General features: G+C 73.6%; 12 protein-coding genes. 7 read left to right on the forward strand and 5 right to left on the reverse strand.

Going from position 1 to position 16,449, the window contains the following annotated elements; all coding sequences use genetic code 11:
• Positions 1–93: 93 nt before the first annotated feature.
• On the forward strand, positions 94–765 hold the full coding sequence (locus LWC33_RS25160; protein WP_233307196.1) for a hypothetical protein: 672 nt from the start codon (positions 94–96) through the stop codon (positions 763–765).
• A 75-nt stretch (positions 766–840) separates the two neighbouring features.
• Here the strand turns inward: LWC33_RS25160 and LWC33_RS25165 are convergent, their stop codons facing one another.
• Positions 841–1,371 (reverse strand): ribonuclease FAU-1 family protein, encoded by a 531-nt coding sequence (locus tag LWC33_RS25165; RefSeq protein ID WP_372476689.1) that lies wholly within the window; start codon positions 1,369–1,371, stop codon positions 841–843.
• A gap of 82 nt (positions 1,372–1,453) precedes the next feature.
• Here LWC33_RS25165 and uvrB point away from each other — a divergent pair, with 82 nt between their 5' ends.
• The 4 genes from uvrB (at position 1,454) to LWC33_RS25185 (ending at position 7,083) form a co-directional block, all read left to right on the forward strand.
• The gene (gene uvrB, locus LWC33_RS25170; RefSeq protein ID WP_372476690.1) at positions 1,454–3,664 is read left to right on the forward strand and encodes an excinuclease ABC subunit UvrB; all 2,211 of its coding nucleotides are present in this window, start codon (positions 1,454–1,456) and stop codon (positions 3,662–3,664) included.
• Positions 3,665–3,738: 74 nt separating this feature from the next.
• A complete protein-coding gene (locus tag LWC33_RS25175; protein ID WP_233307107.1) occupies positions 3,739–4,977 on the forward strand; it encodes a glycosyltransferase 87 family protein in 1,239 nt (412 codons plus the stop codon).
• A 257-nt stretch (positions 4,978–5,234) separates the two neighbouring features.
• Positions 5,235–5,657 (forward strand): EamA family transporter, encoded by a 423-nt coding sequence (locus tag LWC33_RS25180; protein WP_255692799.1) that lies wholly within the window; start codon positions 5,235–5,237, stop codon positions 5,655–5,657.
• Between the two features lie 118 nt (positions 5,658–5,775).
• The gene (locus LWC33_RS25185) at positions 5,776–7,083 is read left to right on the forward strand and encodes a GAF domain-containing protein (protein ID WP_233307111.1); all 1,308 of its coding nucleotides are present in this window, start codon (positions 5,776–5,778) and stop codon (positions 7,081–7,083) included.
• On the opposite strand, the gene LWC33_RS25190 is transcribed toward LWC33_RS25185, so the two are convergent.
• Entirely contained in the window at positions 7,084–8,034 is a 951-nt protein-coding gene (locus LWC33_RS25190) for an ABC transporter permease (RefSeq protein WP_233307113.1), read from the reverse strand.
• The gene (locus LWC33_RS25195) at positions 8,031–11,357 is read right to left on the reverse strand and encodes an alpha/beta fold hydrolase (RefSeq protein WP_308191002.1); all 3,327 of its coding nucleotides are present in this window, start codon (positions 11,355–11,357) and stop codon (positions 8,031–8,033) included. The genes LWC33_RS25190 and LWC33_RS25195 overlap by 4 nt, the downstream gene beginning before the upstream one ends.
• A gap of 1,051 nt (positions 11,358–12,408) precedes the next feature.
• On the opposite strand from LWC33_RS25195, the gene LWC33_RS25200 reads away from it, so the two are divergent.
• Together LWC33_RS25200 and LWC33_RS25205 are read left to right on the forward strand one after the other, a co-directional pair.
• The gene (locus LWC33_RS25200) at positions 12,409–14,148 is read left to right on the forward strand and encodes a metallophosphoesterase (RefSeq protein WP_233307115.1); all 1,740 of its coding nucleotides are present in this window, start codon (positions 12,409–12,411) and stop codon (positions 14,146–14,148) included.
• 233 nt (positions 14,149–14,381) lie between these two features.
• On the forward strand, positions 14,382–15,485 hold the full coding sequence (locus LWC33_RS25205; RefSeq protein ID WP_233307116.1) for a TerC family protein: 1,104 nt from the start codon (positions 14,382–14,384) through the stop codon (positions 15,483–15,485).
• Positions 15,486–15,537: 52 nt separating this feature from the next.
• On the opposite strand, the gene LWC33_RS25210 is transcribed toward LWC33_RS25205, so the two are convergent.
• Positions 15,538–16,050, reverse strand: coding sequence for a metallophosphoesterase family protein (locus tag LWC33_RS25210; protein ID WP_233307119.1), 513 nt, complete (start codon positions 16,048–16,050; stop codon positions 15,538–15,540).
• The gene (locus LWC33_RS25215; protein WP_233307121.1) at positions 16,047–16,421 is read right to left on the reverse strand and encodes an FKBP-type peptidyl-prolyl cis-trans isomerase; all 375 of its coding nucleotides are present in this window, start codon (positions 16,419–16,421) and stop codon (positions 16,047–16,049) included. Before LWC33_RS25215 ends, LWC33_RS25210 begins: the two co-directional genes overlap by 4 nt.
• Positions 16,422–16,449: the final 28 nt, after the last annotated feature.

Here is a 16,449-nt window from a genome sequence, read left to right on the forward strand (position 1 = left end):
GAGACCGAGCACGACCGAGAGACCGAGCACGACCGAGAGACCGAGCACGACCGAGAGACCGAGCACGACCGAGGGCACGGACGAGGAGGCCCGGTGACCAACCCGGTGCAGTACGGCACCCGCCCCGAGGGCCGCGGCGCGGACGAGCTCCGCCGGCTGGACGACGAGCTGGCCGCGGGCGTCTCGCTGCCCGCCGTCGACGACGTCATCCGGCGGGCCGGTGCGGCCAACCGCGCGAGCGGCGCCGCCGCGGCCGCGGTGCTCACCGTCGGCGCTCTCGGCGGGGTCACCGCGATCGGGACGGCCGCCGCCGAGCCGTCCCCCGTCGTCGTCGCGCCCGTGGCGCAGGTGCCCACCACCACGCCGCCGATCACGACCACCGTCGCCCCGCCGCCGGCCGTCGCCCCGCCCGTCGTGGCCGCGGAGCCGGACCCGACCACGACGAAGAAGCGGACCACCGCCCCGCGCGCCCGCACCACGACCACGGAGCCGAAGCCGGTCGCGCCGGCCCCGGCGCCCGTCGACCCGCCGCCCCCGGTCACCACCACGACCACCACGCCCGCGCCGACGACCACGAAGACGAGGCCGACCACGAAGCCCACTCCGACCGAGGAGGGCACCCCGGACCCGACCTCGACGGCCACGGCCAGCGCGTCCCCGACCAGCACGTCCACCACCACCACGGGGACCACCACCACGGGGACCACCACTCCGACGTCCACCACGGCGGGGCAGCAGAGCCTCCTGGCCGCGCTGATCGCGTGAGCGCCGCGCCCGTGGCGCGCCGGGCGGGTCGGCCCTGGCCGATCGCCTGACCGGCGCCCGGGCCGTCGGGGGCGGTCAGCCCGCGGGTCGGACCTCCTCGCCCGGCCCCTGCCAGGTCAGGACGATGCCCTGCTCGGCGAGCCAGGCATCGAGGTCGTGGCCGTGCGCCGCGAGCGCGGCCACGGTCTCGTGGCACCGGTGCAGCGCCCACTCCGCCGTGGTCGTGTCGATCAGGCCGCCGGCCACGGCCTCGACGAACTCGTCGACGTCGAGCACCTCGGTCCACCGGCCGCGCTTGACCACCAGGTCGAGGTAGAGGTCGGTGGTCCGCCACGCGCTCTCGCCCGGCTCGATGCGGGCGACGTCGAGGTAGAAGTCCTGCTCGCGCTCGTGCCCCGGGTTCCACTGCCAGTCGGTCACGACGAGCCCGAGGTCGGGCAGCAGCCACGACTCGATCCAGTAGGCGGACGCCCGGCCCACCACCGGCCTGCTCATGTAGAGCCCGAACGGGGTGCGGCGGTACTCCGTCACCTCGCGCCGGACGCCCTTGGTGTCGAGGTTGACGCCGGCGGTCACGTCGAAGGTCTGGATCTTCGGCGGGTGCACGCGGCCGATCCTGCCCGACGAACGGTCCGCGCGGGGGGTTCGGCGGCGGGAAACTGTCGGGGGTCGCTCGTACCCTGGGTTCGTGGCATTCGCGACAGAGGTTCCCGGCAGCGCTCGTGACAGCAGCGCACGCGAGGGCGGCGAGGCGGAGCTCCCGCTCGCGCACTCGGAGTACCGCCCCGTGGGCGAGATCGAGCGCACCGGTGGGCACTTCGAGGTCGTCAGCGAGTACGAGCCGGCGGGGGACCAGCCCGCGGCGATCGAGGAGCTGGAGAAGCGCCTCAAGCGCGGCGAGCAGGACGTGGTGCTGCTCGGCGCCACCGGTACGGGCAAGTCGGCCACCACCGCGTGGCTGATCGAGCGGGTGCAGCGACCCACGCTGGTGATGGCCCCGAACAAGACGCTCGCGGCGCAGCTGGCCAACGAGCTGCGCGAGATGCTCCCCAACAACGCGGTCGAGTACTTCGTCTCGTACTACGACTACTACCAGCCCGAGGCGTACATCGCGCAGACGGACACGTACATCGAGAAGGACTCCTCGATCAACGACGACGTGGAGCGTCTGCGGCACTCCGCCACGCAGAACCTGTTGTCGCGCAGGGACGTCGTGGTCGTCGCGTCGGTGTCCTGCATCTACGGCCTCGGCACACCGCAGTCGTACCTCGACCGCTCCGTGAAGCTCGACGTGGGGGGCGAGATCGACCGGGACGCGTTCCTGCGCCTGCTGGTCGACGTGCAGTACACGCGCAACGACCTGAGCTTCGCCCGCGGCACCTTCCGCGTGCGCGGCGACACCGTGGAGATCATCCCGGCGTACGAGGAGCTCGCGATCCGGATCGAGTTCTTCGGCGACGAGATCGAGGCGCTGTACTACCTGCACCCGTTGACCGGGGACATCATCCGCCAGGTCGACACCGTGCGGATCTTCCCGGCCACGCACTACGTCGCGGGGCCGGAGCGGATGGAGCGCGCGGTCCGGGACATCGAGAAGGAGCTGGAGGAGCGGCTGGCCGAGCTGGAGAACCAGGGCAAGCTGCTCGAGGCCCAGCGGCTGCGCATGCGCACCCAGTACGACCTGGAGATGATCCGGCAGGTCGGGTTCTGCTCCGGCATCGAGAACTACTCGCGGCACATCGACGGCCGCGGCGCGGGCACCGCGCCGGCCACGCTGATCGACTACTTCCCGGACGACTTCCTGCTGGTCATCGACGAGTCGCACGTGACGGTGCCGCAGATCGGCGGCATGTACGAGGGCGACATGTCCCGCAAGCGCAACCTGGTGGAGTTCGGCTTCCGGCTCCCGTCGGCGGTCGACAACCGGCCGTTGACCTGGGAGGAGTTCGCCGACCGCATCGGGCAGACGGTGTACCTGTCGGCCACCCCCGGCCCCTACGAGCTCTCGCGCACCGGCGGTGAGTTCGTGGAGCAGGTCATCCGTCCGACGGGCCTGGTCGACCCCGAGATCGTCGTGAAGCCGACGAAGGGCCAGATCGACGACCTGGTGGGCGAGATCCGCGAGCGCGCCGAGCGGGACGAGCGGGTCCTGGTCACCACGCTGACCAAGAAGATGGCCGAGGACCTCACCGACTACCTGCTCGAGCTGGGCATCCGGGTGCGGTACCTGCACTCGGAGGTCGACACCCTGCGCCGGGTCGAGCTGCTGCGCCAGCTCCGGCTCGGGGAGTACGACGTGCTGGTCGGCATCAACCTGCTCCGCGAGGGGCTGGACCTGCCCGAGGTGTCGCTGGTCGCGATCCTCGACGCGGACAAGGAGGGCTTCCTCCGCTCCGGCACCTCGCTGATCCAGACCATCGGCCGCGCGGCGCGCAACGTGTCCGGCCAGGTGCACATGTACGCGGACACGGTCACCGAGTCCATGCAGCACGCCATCGACGAGACCGAGCGCCGCCGGGCCAAGCAGATCGCCTACAACACCGAGAAGGGGATCGACCCGCAGCCGCTGCGGAAGAAGATCGCCGACATCCTCGACCAGGTGTACCGGGAGGCGGAGGACTCCGAGGTGCCGGTGGGCGGCTCGGGCCGCAACGCCTCCCGCGGCAAGCGGGCCGCGGGCGAGCCGGGCCGCGCGTCCGGGGGCAGCTCGGGGATCGTGGCGGGCCGCGACACCACGGCGATGCCGCGCGCGGAGCTGGCCGACCTCATCCAGCAGATGAACGACCAGATGCTCGCGGCGGCCCGCGACCTGCAGTTCGAGCTGGCCGCCCGGCTGCGGGACGAGATCCAGGACCTGAAGAAGGAGCTGCGGGGGATGGACGCGGCCGGGATCAGCTGACCCCGGCGCGTACTGCCGTGGCCGGGCGCGTTGCTACGGTGGGCGCCGTTTCGACGCACGAGCCGGAGGACCGCGTGACCCTCTCCAGCACCCGCCCGGGCGCCGCCGAGATGGTCCGGCGGGTCCGCCTCCGGGTCGCGTCGCCGCGCTCGCTGGTGATCAGCCTGCCGCTGCTGGCGATCTCGGTCACCGCCCTGCTGCTGCACACGCACGGCTACCACATCGACCTCGAGGTCTACCGGCTCGGCGTCGACACCTGGCTGCACGGGGGCGACATGTACGGCCCGCTCCCGCCCACGATCTCCGGGCTGGCGCTGCCGTTCATCTACCCGGTCTTCGCGGCGATGGTGCTCACCCCGCTGGCGCTGCTGCCGTGGACGCCGGCGTGGGTGCTGCTCTTCGTGCTCTCGCTGACCTCGCTGGCGGTCACGCTGTACCTCGCGACGCGGCGGGCCTGGCCCGCGGGCGGCCGGGGCGGAGCGGTGTCGGTCGCGTTCCTCGCGCTGCCGGCGCTGCTCTGGATCGAGCCGGTGCTGCAGACCTTCGAGTTCGGCCAGGTCAACATCATCCTGATGGCGCTGGTGGCGATCGACTGCCTGGCCCCGCGCACCCCCTGGCCCCGCGGCCTGCTCGTCGGCCTGGCCGCGGCGATCAAGCTGACCCCGGCGGCGTTCGTGCTGTTCTTCCTGCTCCGGCGGGACGTGCGGGCGGCCGTGGTCACGGTCGTCACCGCCGCCGCGGCGACCGCGCTGGGCTTCCTGGTCGACGCCCACGCGTCGGCGACCTACTGGTTCGGCGGTCCTGCGGCCGGCGTCAGCGGCTCGGTGTTCTACACCAACGAGACCGTCCAGGCGGTCGTGGCGCGGTGGGGGATCGACGGCCCGCTGCTGACCGGCATCTGGGTCGTCGTCTCGCTGGTCCTCCTCGTCCTGCTGGTCCCGACCGTGCGGCGGGCCGACCCGGCGATCGCGATGTCCGCCATGGCCGCGTTCATGCTGCTGGTCTCGCCGACCTCCTGGTCGCACCACTGGGTCTGGGTCGCACCGGCCGTCCTCGCCGTGGGGGCGCACGCCGTCCGGACCCGGCGGCCCGGCTGGATCGCGGTCGAGCTCGTCCTCCTGGTCGCGTTCTACCTGGCGCCCTTCCGCTGGCTGCCGGGCAACAACCAGGTCGAGCTGGGATGGAACGCCGGGCAGCAGCTCGTCGGGGCCACGTACGTGATCGTCGCGATCGCCCTGCTGGTCGTCGCCTGGCGGTACTACGCGCGCCGGCCACCGGAGGCCGGCCCGCGCGAGCCGGCCGACGGGTCGTAGGACGCCGTCGAGGAGCGAGCGCCCTCAGGAACCGCGGCTCCCGCCCGTGGTCTCGGCGATGGTGGCGTGCAGCGCCTCGACCACGGTCCGCACGGCCGGGCGCTCGGCCACGCTCTCCCGCATCACGACCTCCACCAGCCGGGCCACGCGCAGCCCGGCGAGCGGGCGGCGCAGGAACCGCCGGCCGCCGCGGTCGTCGGTCGACCAGCGGGGGAGCAGCGCGACGCCGACCCCGGCTCGCCGCGCCGCCCACGCCGATGCACCTCACCGTGTGGATGTGTGTGATCCCGCCGATCCCGCTGTTCGCCGCGTCGATGCTGACCGAGGGACCGGGCGCGGGCTGGTCGGCGCTCGGCGCGGCCTTCACGGTCGAGGGCCTGCCCGGGCTCGCGGCCGTGGTCTACCTGTCGCTGATGGCGACGGTCGTGGGCTCCGGGATCTGGACCTGGCTGATGCGGCGGTACCCGGCCGGGGTCGTCGCGCCGTACTCGCTGCTGGTGCCGGTCGCGGGGATCGCGCTCGCGGCCGCGGTGCTCGGGGAGCGGCCGAGCGTGACCGAGCTGGTCGCCGCCGTCGTCATCGTCGGTGGGGTGCTCCTGGGCACGCCGCGCCCCGCCCGGTCCACGCCGGACGAGGTGGTCGGCACCGAGGAGGAACCGCTCGTCGGCGACCGGGCCTGACCTCTCGGACGGCCCGCCGCCCGACGTCGTCGGGCTATGGTGGAGACACGTCCCGTCGCCGTGACGCGTCGCACCGCGGCCGCACACCGGAGCCGTACCGGGGCGGGGCGGAGGTGACGTGGCGCGGGCGGAGATCAACCTGGGTCCGGAGGGGGCATCGGGCGGGCGCGCCGTGTGCGCGGTCCGTCCGGGCACGGACGTGGGGCGACACGCGAAGGTTCTCGCCCACCTGCACGACGCCGTCCTGAGCGGCGCGAGCCCGTCGTCCGAGATCCGGTCCCTGGTCGCCCGGTCCTGGCAGCGCGTGCGCGCCCAGGGGGTCGACCCCGAGCACGGCGAGCCCGTCGGTCCGCTCGCGGCCGACGAGGTCGAGCGGCGGCGGTCCGGCTCCCCGCTGCAGCGGGTGCTGCCGGAGCTGCGCGCGGCACTGACCTCGGTCGCCGAGGACGCCCGGCACGTCATGGTCGTGACCGACGCCGACGGGATCCTGCTGTGGCGCGAGGGCGCGAACCGGGTCCGGCACCGGGCCGACGCGCTGGGCTTCACCGAGGGGGCCGACTGGTCGGAGGCGTCCGTCGGCACCAACGCGATCGGCACGGCGCTGGCCGAGGGCGCGCCCGTACAGCTCTTCGCTGCCGAGCACTTCGTGCGGTCGCACCACGTCTGGACCTGCACCGCCTGCCCCGTGCACGACCCGCGGACCGGCGAGCTGCTCGGGGTGGTCGACGTCAGCGGGCCGGCCGAGACGATCCACCCGACGACCGTCGCCCTGGTCGGGACCGCGGTGAAGCTGGCCGAGGCGAGCCTGTGGCGTCAGCACGAGGTCCGGCTGGACGCGCTGCGCGGCGTCGCGGCCCCGTTGCTGTCCGCGGTGCCCGGCGCCGGGCTGGTCGTCGACGACCACGGTTGGGTCGCCGCCGTCACCGGGATGCCGAGCATCGAACGGGTCGCCGCGCCGCGCGCCGACCGACCGCTGGCCGTGCACGGGGTGGGGCTGTGCCTGCCCGAGCCGGTGCCCGGCGGGTGGCTGCTGCGGTCGGCGGATGCCGGTGCGACGGCGTCGGGCCGGCTGACCCTGACCCTGGACCTGGCGGCGGGGCGGCCGCGCGCCGTCGTCGACGGCTCCGCGCGGTGGGTCCACCCGCTCTCCACCCGGCACGCCGAGCTGCTGGTGCTGCTCGCCCGGGCCGGGGCCACGGGCCTCGACGCGGGCGCGCTGTCCGCGGCCCTCTACGGCGACCGCGACCACCTGGTCACGGTCCGCGCCGAGATGAGCAGGCTCCGGCGCGGGCTCGGCGGGCTGCTGCTCGCCCGGCCCTACCGGATCGCCGACGAGGTCGCGGTGCACGTCCCGCCCCTCGCCGGGACGGTCCTCGCCGGCTCGACCGCCCCGGGCATCCGGGCGCTGCTGGCGGCCGGCGGCTGATCAGCTGGTGACGTCCTTGCGGTGGAAGCGCCAGGCCGCGAGGGCGAACAGCACCATGGCCCAGGTGATGCTCCCGAACGCGCCGCGGGTCATGTCCCCCCAGTCGATCCGGCTGGCGAGCAGGTCGGACCAGGCGTTGGCGTAGTGCGTGGGCAGGTAGTCCCGCAGGTCCTCGAGCGCGGTGATCTGGTCGAGGATCTGCGAGACGATCGACGTCATCACGGCGCCGCCGACGGCACCCAGCGGGGCATCCGTGCTCACCGACAGCAGCAGCGCCAGCCCCGCGACCCACAGCAGGTTGACGGCCACGTACACGCCGCCGAGCAGCGCGCGCCCGGCCGCGGACCAGTAGCCCAGGGACTCGCCCGTGGGGCTGACCAGGTCGCCGGTGCCGTAGGCGAGCGTGCCGACGACCAGCGCCACCACCGGCAGCAGCAGCAGCGCCGTGAAGGACAGCAGCCCGGCCACGATCGCCTTCTGCCGCAGCAGCCGTGCGCGAGGAACGGGCGCGGCCAGCAGATAGCGCAGCGAGGACCAGGACGCCTCCGACGCCACGGTGTCGCCGAAGAACAACGCCACCACCACGACCAGCAGGAAACCGGCCGTCGCGAACAGGGCGAACACGGCGAAGTTCGTGCCGCCGCCCTTCGCCAGGTCGACGAGGTTGACCGAGGTGCCGGGGCCGCTGTCGCTCGTGAGCGAGAAGGCGATCCAGAGGATCACCGGCAGCAGCGCGACCAGCGCGAACGTCACCTGTGTGCGACGCCGCCGGAGCTGGCGGACCAGCTCGACGCGCAGCGGCAGGGTCCGGTCCGCCCGGTACGACGACGAGGGCGAGCCGTCGGCGGCCAGCAGGCCGACGTGGCCCTTCCGCGTCGACGGGTCGGCGTACCGCGCGTCCCGGTGCAGCCAGTCGCCTCGCGACTCGTGCTCGTTCGGCTGCTTCGTCATGGCGCCGTGTCCTCTCCGACGAGCTGCAGGAACGCGTCCTCCAGGCGGCGGCGCGGGCCGGCGGACTCCACCGAGATCCCGGCCGCGACCAGGGCCTCGACCGCCGAGGCGCGCGGGGTGCCGTCGAGCTCCGCGTGCACCAGGCGGCCGTCCGCGGCGACGTCGCGGACGCCGTCGAGCGCCGCGAGGACCTCGACCGCGCGATCCGGGGCGTCGACGCCGAAGCTGGCCGCCCCGCCGCCCGCGATGATGTCGTCGACCGTGCCGTCGGCGACGACCCGGCCGTGGTGCATGACGACGACGTGCGTGCACGTCTGCTCGACCTCCGCCAGCAGGTGGCTGGAGACGAGCACGGTCCGCCCGCCCTCGGCGTAGCGGCGCAGCAGCTCCCGCATCGCGTGGATCTGGGGCGGATCGAGCCCGTTGGTCGGTTCGTCGAGCACGAGCAGCTCCGGAAGGCCCAGCATGGCCTGGGCGATCGCGAGCCGCTGCCGCATGCCCTGCGAGTAGGTGCCGACGCGGCGGTGCACGGACTCGCCGAGCCCCGCGATCTCGAGCGCCTCCTCGAGGTGCGCCTCGGCGGTGGGGCGCCCGGTCGCGGCCCAGTAGAGCCGTAGGTTGTCGGCGCCGGAGAGGTGCGGCAGGAAGCCGGGGCCCTCGACGAACGCGCCGATCCGGGCCAGGACCGGGGCGCCGGGGCCGACCGGCTCGCCGAACGCCCGGATCGTCCCCGCGGTCGGCGCGATCAGGCCCATGAGCATGCGCAGCACGGTCGTCTTGCCGGCGCCGTTCGGACCGAGCAGCCCCAGGACCATGCCGGGCCGCACGGTGAACGACACCTCCTTCACCGCGCTGAACCCGCCCTTGTAGGTCTTCGCGAGACCGCTGATCTCCAGCGGCGGCGCGTCCGCGGCCCCGGCCGACGGGACCTCCCGGCGACGGCGCAGCGCCCTCGCGACCAGCCAGGCGACCAGCGACAGCAGCAGGACGACGGCGATCCCGACCAGCGGCCACACCGGCACCGTGCTGGTCGTGACGGCCCGGCCGGGCACCACCGGCACGTCGAGCGCGGCGCCCTGGGCCAGGCCGATCCGCCACACCGCCGGCTGGGCGGGCGAGGCGAAGCCCTGGTCGGTCGTGCTGATCGAGACGACGAGGCGGTTGCCGGCCTCGATCGGCGCGACGACGCCGGGCAGCGTGATCGACACCCGGGCGGGACTGCCGTCGGCGGGGACGGCGACGCGGACCGGCGCCACGGCGTTGCCGAGCAGCTGGCGCAACCCGTCCTTCCCGACCTCGTAGGTCTTGGCGAACAGCACCGCCTCGTCGGCGGCGGGCTGACCCGGCGTCCGGGAGACGGTGACGTCGACGCGCGTCGCGCCCGCGACGTCCGTCTGCGCGGTCAGCGCGGGTCCGGTGAACAGCGCGGACTGGCCGGGGAGATCGGCGGTGAACGCCGAGAGCCGGCTGCCGAGCGAGCCGAGCGCGCCGCCGAGGCCGGGCAGCGAGGTGATCGCCGCCGGGTTCCCGCCGGCCGGGTTGGCGACGACCTGCGGCCCGCCTTGCAGCGGGAGCGCCTGCGTCGTGACGGGGGCGGCGTCGGCCAGGCCGGGGTAGGCATCGGCGACGACGGTCCGGCTCGTCGTGGTGGTGCGGCCGGCGCGGATGCCGCTCTCCACCTCGTAGGAGAAGGAGGTGCCGGGGTCCGGGCCGGTGCCGCGCAGGTGGAAGTCGAACCACTCGCCGATCTGGTCGCGGACGGCCTGGCCGGGAGCGCCGCCGTCGTGGCCGCCCGCGTACCAGGCGAGCTTCACCGGCGTGCCGTGCGCGGCAATCTGGCGCGCGTTGGCGTCGGCCTGGTCGAGGCCGAACAGGGTGTCCTGCTCGCCCTGCACGATCAGCGTCGGCGCGGTGATCCGGTCGGTGACCGACACGGGTGAGGAGCGGTGCAGCAGCGCCTCGGTGGCGGGGGAGAGGCGACCGGTGGTGGCGGCGTCGGTGTAGGCGGCGCAGACCTCGGCGGTGAAACGGCCGCAGGTCACCGGTGGGGCGTTCGGCGGGACGGCCGAGGCGGGCAGGCCGCCGCCGGTGCGGGCGCCCAGGGTGGAGGCGAGGTCGCCGGTGCCGCCCGAGGTGCTGTCGCTCGAGCCGGAGCCGGTGTTGCTGGAGCTGGAGTCGCTGCTGTCGCCGGAGCTGCTGTCGGTGGTGGAGGGGTCACCGGTGCCGGGGTTGGTGCCGTCGCCGGAGGTCGAGGCGTTGCCGGAGGCGGGGGCGCCGCCGGACGGCGATGAGCCGGCGTCGGTGCTGCTGTCGGAGGCGCCGGTGCCGCTGCCGCCGGTCGAGCCGGTCGAGCGGGCCGACGCGCCGCCGGAGGCGTCGGTGCCGTTCGTGTTGCCGGTGCCGTTCGTGTTGCCGGTGCCGTTCGTGTTGCCGGTGCCGTTCGTGTTGTTCGTGCCGGCGGCCGAGCCGGCGTCGCCGTTCGTGGCGCCGGTGCCGGTACCGATGCTGCTCGAGCCGGAGGAGAAGAACACCCCGGCCCAGCCGCGCTTGAACACGCCGTCGCCGCCGAAGGTGCCGCGGGCCGGGGTGTCCTCGGGCAGGTCGGTGGGGCCGCCGGCGTTGGGGAACAGCGCCTGGGACAGGTCGTTCCAGGTGATCACGGGGGCGAGGGCGTCGATCCGCCGGTCGTACCCGGCGAGCAGCAGCGACAGGGCGCCGCCGTAGGAGCCGCCGGTGACGCCGACCCGCGGGTCGCCGGGGCCGTCCTGCTGCACCTCGGGGCGCTGGGCGAGCCAGTCGACGAGCTGCTCGGCGTCGGCGACCTCGTAGTCCGGGGAGTCGAGCGCGATCTGCCCGCCGCTGGCCCCGAACCCGCGCGCCGACCAGGTGAGCACGACGTACCCGCGGTCGGCGAGCTGCCGGGCGTCCGTGTCGACGGACTGCTTGCTCCCGCCGAACCCGTGCGCGACGAGCACGGCGGGCGCCGGCGTGGTCGCCGGCAGGTAGAGCGTGGTGTCCAGCGAGACGGTGCCCGGGACGCCCGGTCCGCCGCGGACGTCGATGCGCTGGTCGCTGGTGCGGATGTCGGCGGAGGTGGGCGCGGGCGTCGGCGCGGAGCTGGTGATCGTGGCCGCGGCAGCGGTGCCCGGTGCGAGGGACAGCAGCGCCACCGTGGCGATCATCGCGGTGCCGAGGGCGGAGGCGCGGCGGAGGCGCCGCGCTCCGCGGACCGAGCCTTTGCGGGGGTGCTCGGGTCTGCGCTCGTCGCGCACGGCCCTGCGCACGACGGCACGCGCGCCGACGGCGCAGAACAGGCGGGACACCCGCGAACCGTATCCGCGGCGAGCGCCCCACCGCGCGCAGCACCTCAGGACGTTCTCAGTCGGGAGTGTCCGCCTCGCCCGATCTGCCCAGTTCAGCTACCGCAGCAGGACGGCGGCCATGGTCGCGGGCTCGGCGGCGGGGGTGACGAGCCACACGGCCCCACCGGCAGCGCGGGCTCCGAGATCGTCGGCCCTGGAGCAGGAGGGTCGCAGAGCGACCTCCACGCTCCACGACCTGTGATCATGGTCGAGTGGCGCTGGTGGGCCGGGGCCGTGGGAGCTGCGGTGCATCAGCCGCCCCCTAGCAGCTCCTGCACCACAATCGTGGGCTGCGCTCGTCCCGTGATCGTCGGTGATGGAGCGATGCGGTCGTTCAGCAACCTTCGCGCTCCATGACTGGCGATCATGGCCCGCTGGTCCGGGTGGTAACGGGGTGTCAGGTGGTCAGGGTCATGGGAGTTGCGGTGCAGGAGCCGCTCTGCAGCAGCTCCTGCCACGACCGCCAGGCGATCGTCAGCGGGTTCCTTGGCCATGATCGTCGGCTCTGGAGCAGGACGGTCGCTCAGCGACCTCCACGCTCCATTATTAATGATCATGGTCGGTGTGGTCGGGTGGGGTGGCGCGTTCAGCGGGGAAGTGGGGGTGCAACGGCCCCCACGGCGCGGCACCCCAACAGCAGGTGATCTCCGACTGTGGAGCGGAAGCCGCACTCACCGCGGCTTTCCTTCCACGACCGACGCTCACCGCGGCTTTCCTTCCACGACCGACGCTCACCGCGGCTTTCCTTCCACGACCGACGATCGTGGAGTCGTACGTTCCCCAGGGCCACCGGCAGCAGAAGTGCGACTGACCCGGACAGCACTGGTCCATAGGCGAGTTGTGGTGCACCCACCGCCCCGCAGCGGCTGCTGCACCACAGCTGCGTCGACGAGCCCTGCCGCGCATCTCGACTCGCCTCGTACCCCTTCCGGCGGTCACCCGGTCGTCGGCCTTTCCCGACGCGCCGGGCGGCTGCGAGCACCCGGAGGGATCATCGGGCGAGAGTCGGGGCGTGCCCGTGAACCCGGAGGGTGAGACACCCGATCTCGGCATCCCGCGCCGGCTGGCCCGCGACATGACCATCGCGGACCAGCACGAGTGGATCCGCGCCGAGCTGCGGCGCCGGCCGATCACCCGCCGGGCGGCGCTGCGGGGCGGGATCGGCGCCCTCGCGGGGCTCGCCCTCGCCAACGGGCCATGGACCGGGGTGGCGCGGGCGGCGGAGACCGGGCTCGTCGGGCGGCACCTCGCTTTCGGCGACGACCCGCGCACCTCGATGGCGATCGCCGGGGAGCTGACCCGCAAGCCCGCCGGGGACGTCCTGCTCGATCTCGGTCTCGACGCCCGGTACGGCGCGACGGTGCCCGTGGAGCTGCGCGAGCTGGTCAGTCAGATGCCCCGGGGCGAGGACGTCCGGGGCGGGCAGCAGCTGTTCGCCCACGCGCGCGCCGAGGGGCTGACGGCCGGCACGACCTACCACTACCGGTTCCGCCTCGCCGACGGCTCGACCACGCCCGACGCCACCTTCCGCACCGCCCCGGCGAAGGGCGACCGCACGCCGTTCACGTTCACCGCCTTCGCCGACCAGGGCGTCGCCTCCGACGACAGCAGAGGCGGCGACGGGAACGGCTCCTCGGCGCCCCCGAACGCCCTGACCGCACTCGTCGCGAAGGACGCCCCCGCCTTCCACCTGCTGGCCGGCGACATCTGCTACGCCGACCGCGACGGCAAGGGGGAGCGGGGCGACGCGTTCGACCCGGGGCTCTGGACCCGGTACTTCGCGGCGATCGAGAGGAGCGCGGCGAGCACACCGTGGATGTTCGCGACGGGCAACCACGACATGGAGGCCGTCTACGACGACGGCGACTCCCGCCACGGCTACGGCGGCCACGCCGCGCGGCTGGACCTGCCGCGCACCGGGCCGTCGGGCTGTCCGTCGGTCTACGCGTTCACCCACGGTTGCGTCGGGGTGGTGAGTGTCGACGCCAACGAGCTCTCCACCGAGATCCGCGCGAACACCGGCTACAGCCACGGCGCCCAGGTCGGCTGGCTGACCGACACGCTCGCGACCTTCCGCGCGGACCCGGACATCACGTTCGTCGTGGTGTTCTTCCACCACTGCGCCTACTCCACGAGCGACTCGCACGCCTCCGACGGCGGCGTCCGCTCGGCCCTCACGCCGCTGTTCGACCGGTTCTCGGTCGACCTGGCCGTGCAGGGGCACAACCACCAGTACGAGCGCACCGACCCGATCCGCGACGGCAAGCCCACCCGGGAGGCCCCCGACCGCTCGACCGTCCGCCCCGCCACGGACGGCACGACATACCTCTGCGTCGGCTCCGGCGGCCGGAAGAGCAACGGCTGGCTCGACGGCGGGGGCGACCGGTACCGCGGCCGGACCGGCGAGGATCGGGAGATCCGCAGCCGGGTGACGCGCAAGGACGGCGGCGAGTCCGAGACGGTCGCCTGGTCACGGGCGCGCTACGCGGGGTACGCGTACCTGCGGGTGGAGGTGCAGCCCGAGGCGCCCGGGCGGATCGCGACGATGCGGGTGCACGCGATCACCGCGGACGGCGAGGAGATCGACCGCATCGACCTGGCCCGGCCGGTCCCCGCCGTCCCCGCCGTCCCCGCCGCGCCCGCCACGCCCGGACCCGCCATCCCGGCAGCGCCGGCCGACTGGACGCGTACCCCGTCCGGGTTGTCCGTGCCCGCCGGTTCTCCCGTTCCGTCCCCTGTTCGGTCCCTCTGACCGGTGTAATCGGTCACCCCGGCTGGCGAGTGGCGGAGCGGGGCGGGCAGACTGGAGGGGCACCGCAGGGGAGTATCCCGGTCACGGTGGCGTCGTCAGCACGGAGAAGGGCCCGCAGCCCGGAAACGACAATCATGCGGGTCCCGAACCCGGCGCCATCGATCCGCAGCTGAGCGGAGGGGAGAGACCTCGGGGCAGTCCCGTGCTGCCCGAGACCCCTGGAGGCTCACCGCGTGAACGTGCCCGTCTGGCTCTGGTTCGCCACCATCGGCGGCCTGGTGGCCATCATCCTGGCCGACCTGTTCCTGGTCGACCACAAACCGCACGCCGTGACGATCAGGGAAGCCACTCGCTGGGTGCTGTTCTACGTCGTGCTCGCCGTGCTGTTCGGCCTCGGCATCTGGTACTTCGCGGGCGGCCAGTACGCCGGGGAGTTCTTCGCCGGCTACATCACCGAGTACTCGCTCTCGGTGGACAACCTGTTCGTCTTCGTGATCATCATGTCGAGCTTCGCCGTGCCGGCGATCCACCAGCACCGGGTGCTGCTGGTCGGCATCGTGATCGCGCTCGTGATGCGCGGCCTGTTCATCGCCGTCGGCGCCGCCGCGATCAACGCCCTGAGCTGGGTGTTCTATCTCTTCGCCGCCTTCCTCGTCTACACCGCCGTGAACATGGTCCGGCAGGGCATGGGTGGTGGGGAGGAGGAGTGGAAGGAGCCGCGCGTCGTCGCGCTGGTGCGCCGCGTGCTGCCGGTGACCGAGAACTTCCACGGCTCCCGGACGACCGTGAAGCTCGACGGCAAGCGCTGGGTCACCCCGATGCTGATCGTGATGATCGCGATCGGGCTCACGGACCTGCTGTTCGCCCTCGACTCGATCCCGGCGATCTTCGGCCTCACCCAGGAGCCGTTCCTGGTCTTCACGGCCAACGCCTTCGCCCTGATGGGCCTGCGCCAGCTGTACTTCCTGCTCGGCGGGCTGCTCCGGAAGCTGATCTACCTGTCCTACGGGCTGGCGGTGATCCTGGCCTTCATCGGCGTGAAGCTGGTGCTGCACGCCCTGCACGAGAACGAGCTGCCCTTCCTGAACAACGGGGAGCCGATCCCGGTGCCGGAGGTCAGCATCGCGGTGTCGCTGCTGGTCATCGTGGGTGTCCTGGCGATCACGACGGTGGCCAGCCTGGTCGCGGTGCGCCGCCGGCCCGAGCTCGCCGAGGCCCACGGCTCGGCGGTCACGGTGCCGGTGGCGCACACCCGCGAGGAGGCCGAGGCGATGGACCGGCACGACCGGGAGATCGACGACGAGATGGCCCGCTACGACCGGGAGCATTCCTCCTGACCGTCGTGCGTTGTGGGTGGTGCTCCTGCACCACCCACCGCGCACAGCTGCCTCAGCGCAGGTTCTCCAGGTGGACCAGGTCCACCCAGCGCAGCTCGCCCTCCTGCACCGTCGCCGTCATCCACGTGTGCGTGGGCTGGCGACGGCGGTCGGTGGGGGAGCCGGGGTTCAGCAGCCGCAGGCCCGTGCTCGCCGTCGTGTCCCACGGGATGTGGCTGTGCCCGAACACGAGCACGTCGACGTCGGGGAAGCGGGCCGCCATCCGCCGCTCCCGGCCCTGCGCCGCACCCGTCTCGTGGGTCACGGCGAACCGCAGCCCACCGGCCTCGAACCGCGCCACCTCGGGGAGGCGTTCGCGCAGCTCGGGGCCGTCGTTGTTGCCCCACACCCCGACGACCCGGGGCGCCCGCGCCTCCAGCGCGTCGAGCAGACCGGGGTCCATCCAGTCGCCGGCGTGGACGACGAGGTCGTCCGCGCCGAGCGACTCCACCGCCTGCCACAGCGGCGCGGGCAGGTCCTTCGCCCGCACCGGGACGTGGGTGTCGGAGACGATCAGCAGCCTCACTGCACCGCGAGCAGGTCCACCACGAAGATCAGCGTCTCGCCGCCCTTGATGACGCCGCCGGCCCCGCGGTCGCCGTAGCCCAGGTGCGGCGGGATGACCAGCCGGCGGCGCCCGCCGACCCGCATGCCCTGCACACCCTGGTCCCAGCCCTGGATGACCTGGCCGGCGCCGAGGCCGAACTGCAGCGGCTGGCCGCGGTTGTAGGAGGCGTCGAACTCCTCGCCGGTCGAGTGCGCGACGCCGACGTAGTGCACGGCCACCCGGTGGCCGGCCTTCGCCTCCTCGCCCTCGCCCACGGTGATGTCGGTGATCTCGAGGCCGGTCGGGGCCGGGCCGTCGATCGGGTCGACGTCGGGCTTCTGCGGTGCCATAGTCGGGTTCCTCCTGGGTCTCGCGTCG

The sequence above is a fragment of the Pseudonocardia terrae genome, from assembly GCF_021343995.1.
Lineage (GTDB): Bacteria > Actinomycetota > Actinomycetes > Mycobacteriales > Pseudonocardiaceae > Pseudonocardia > Pseudonocardia terrae.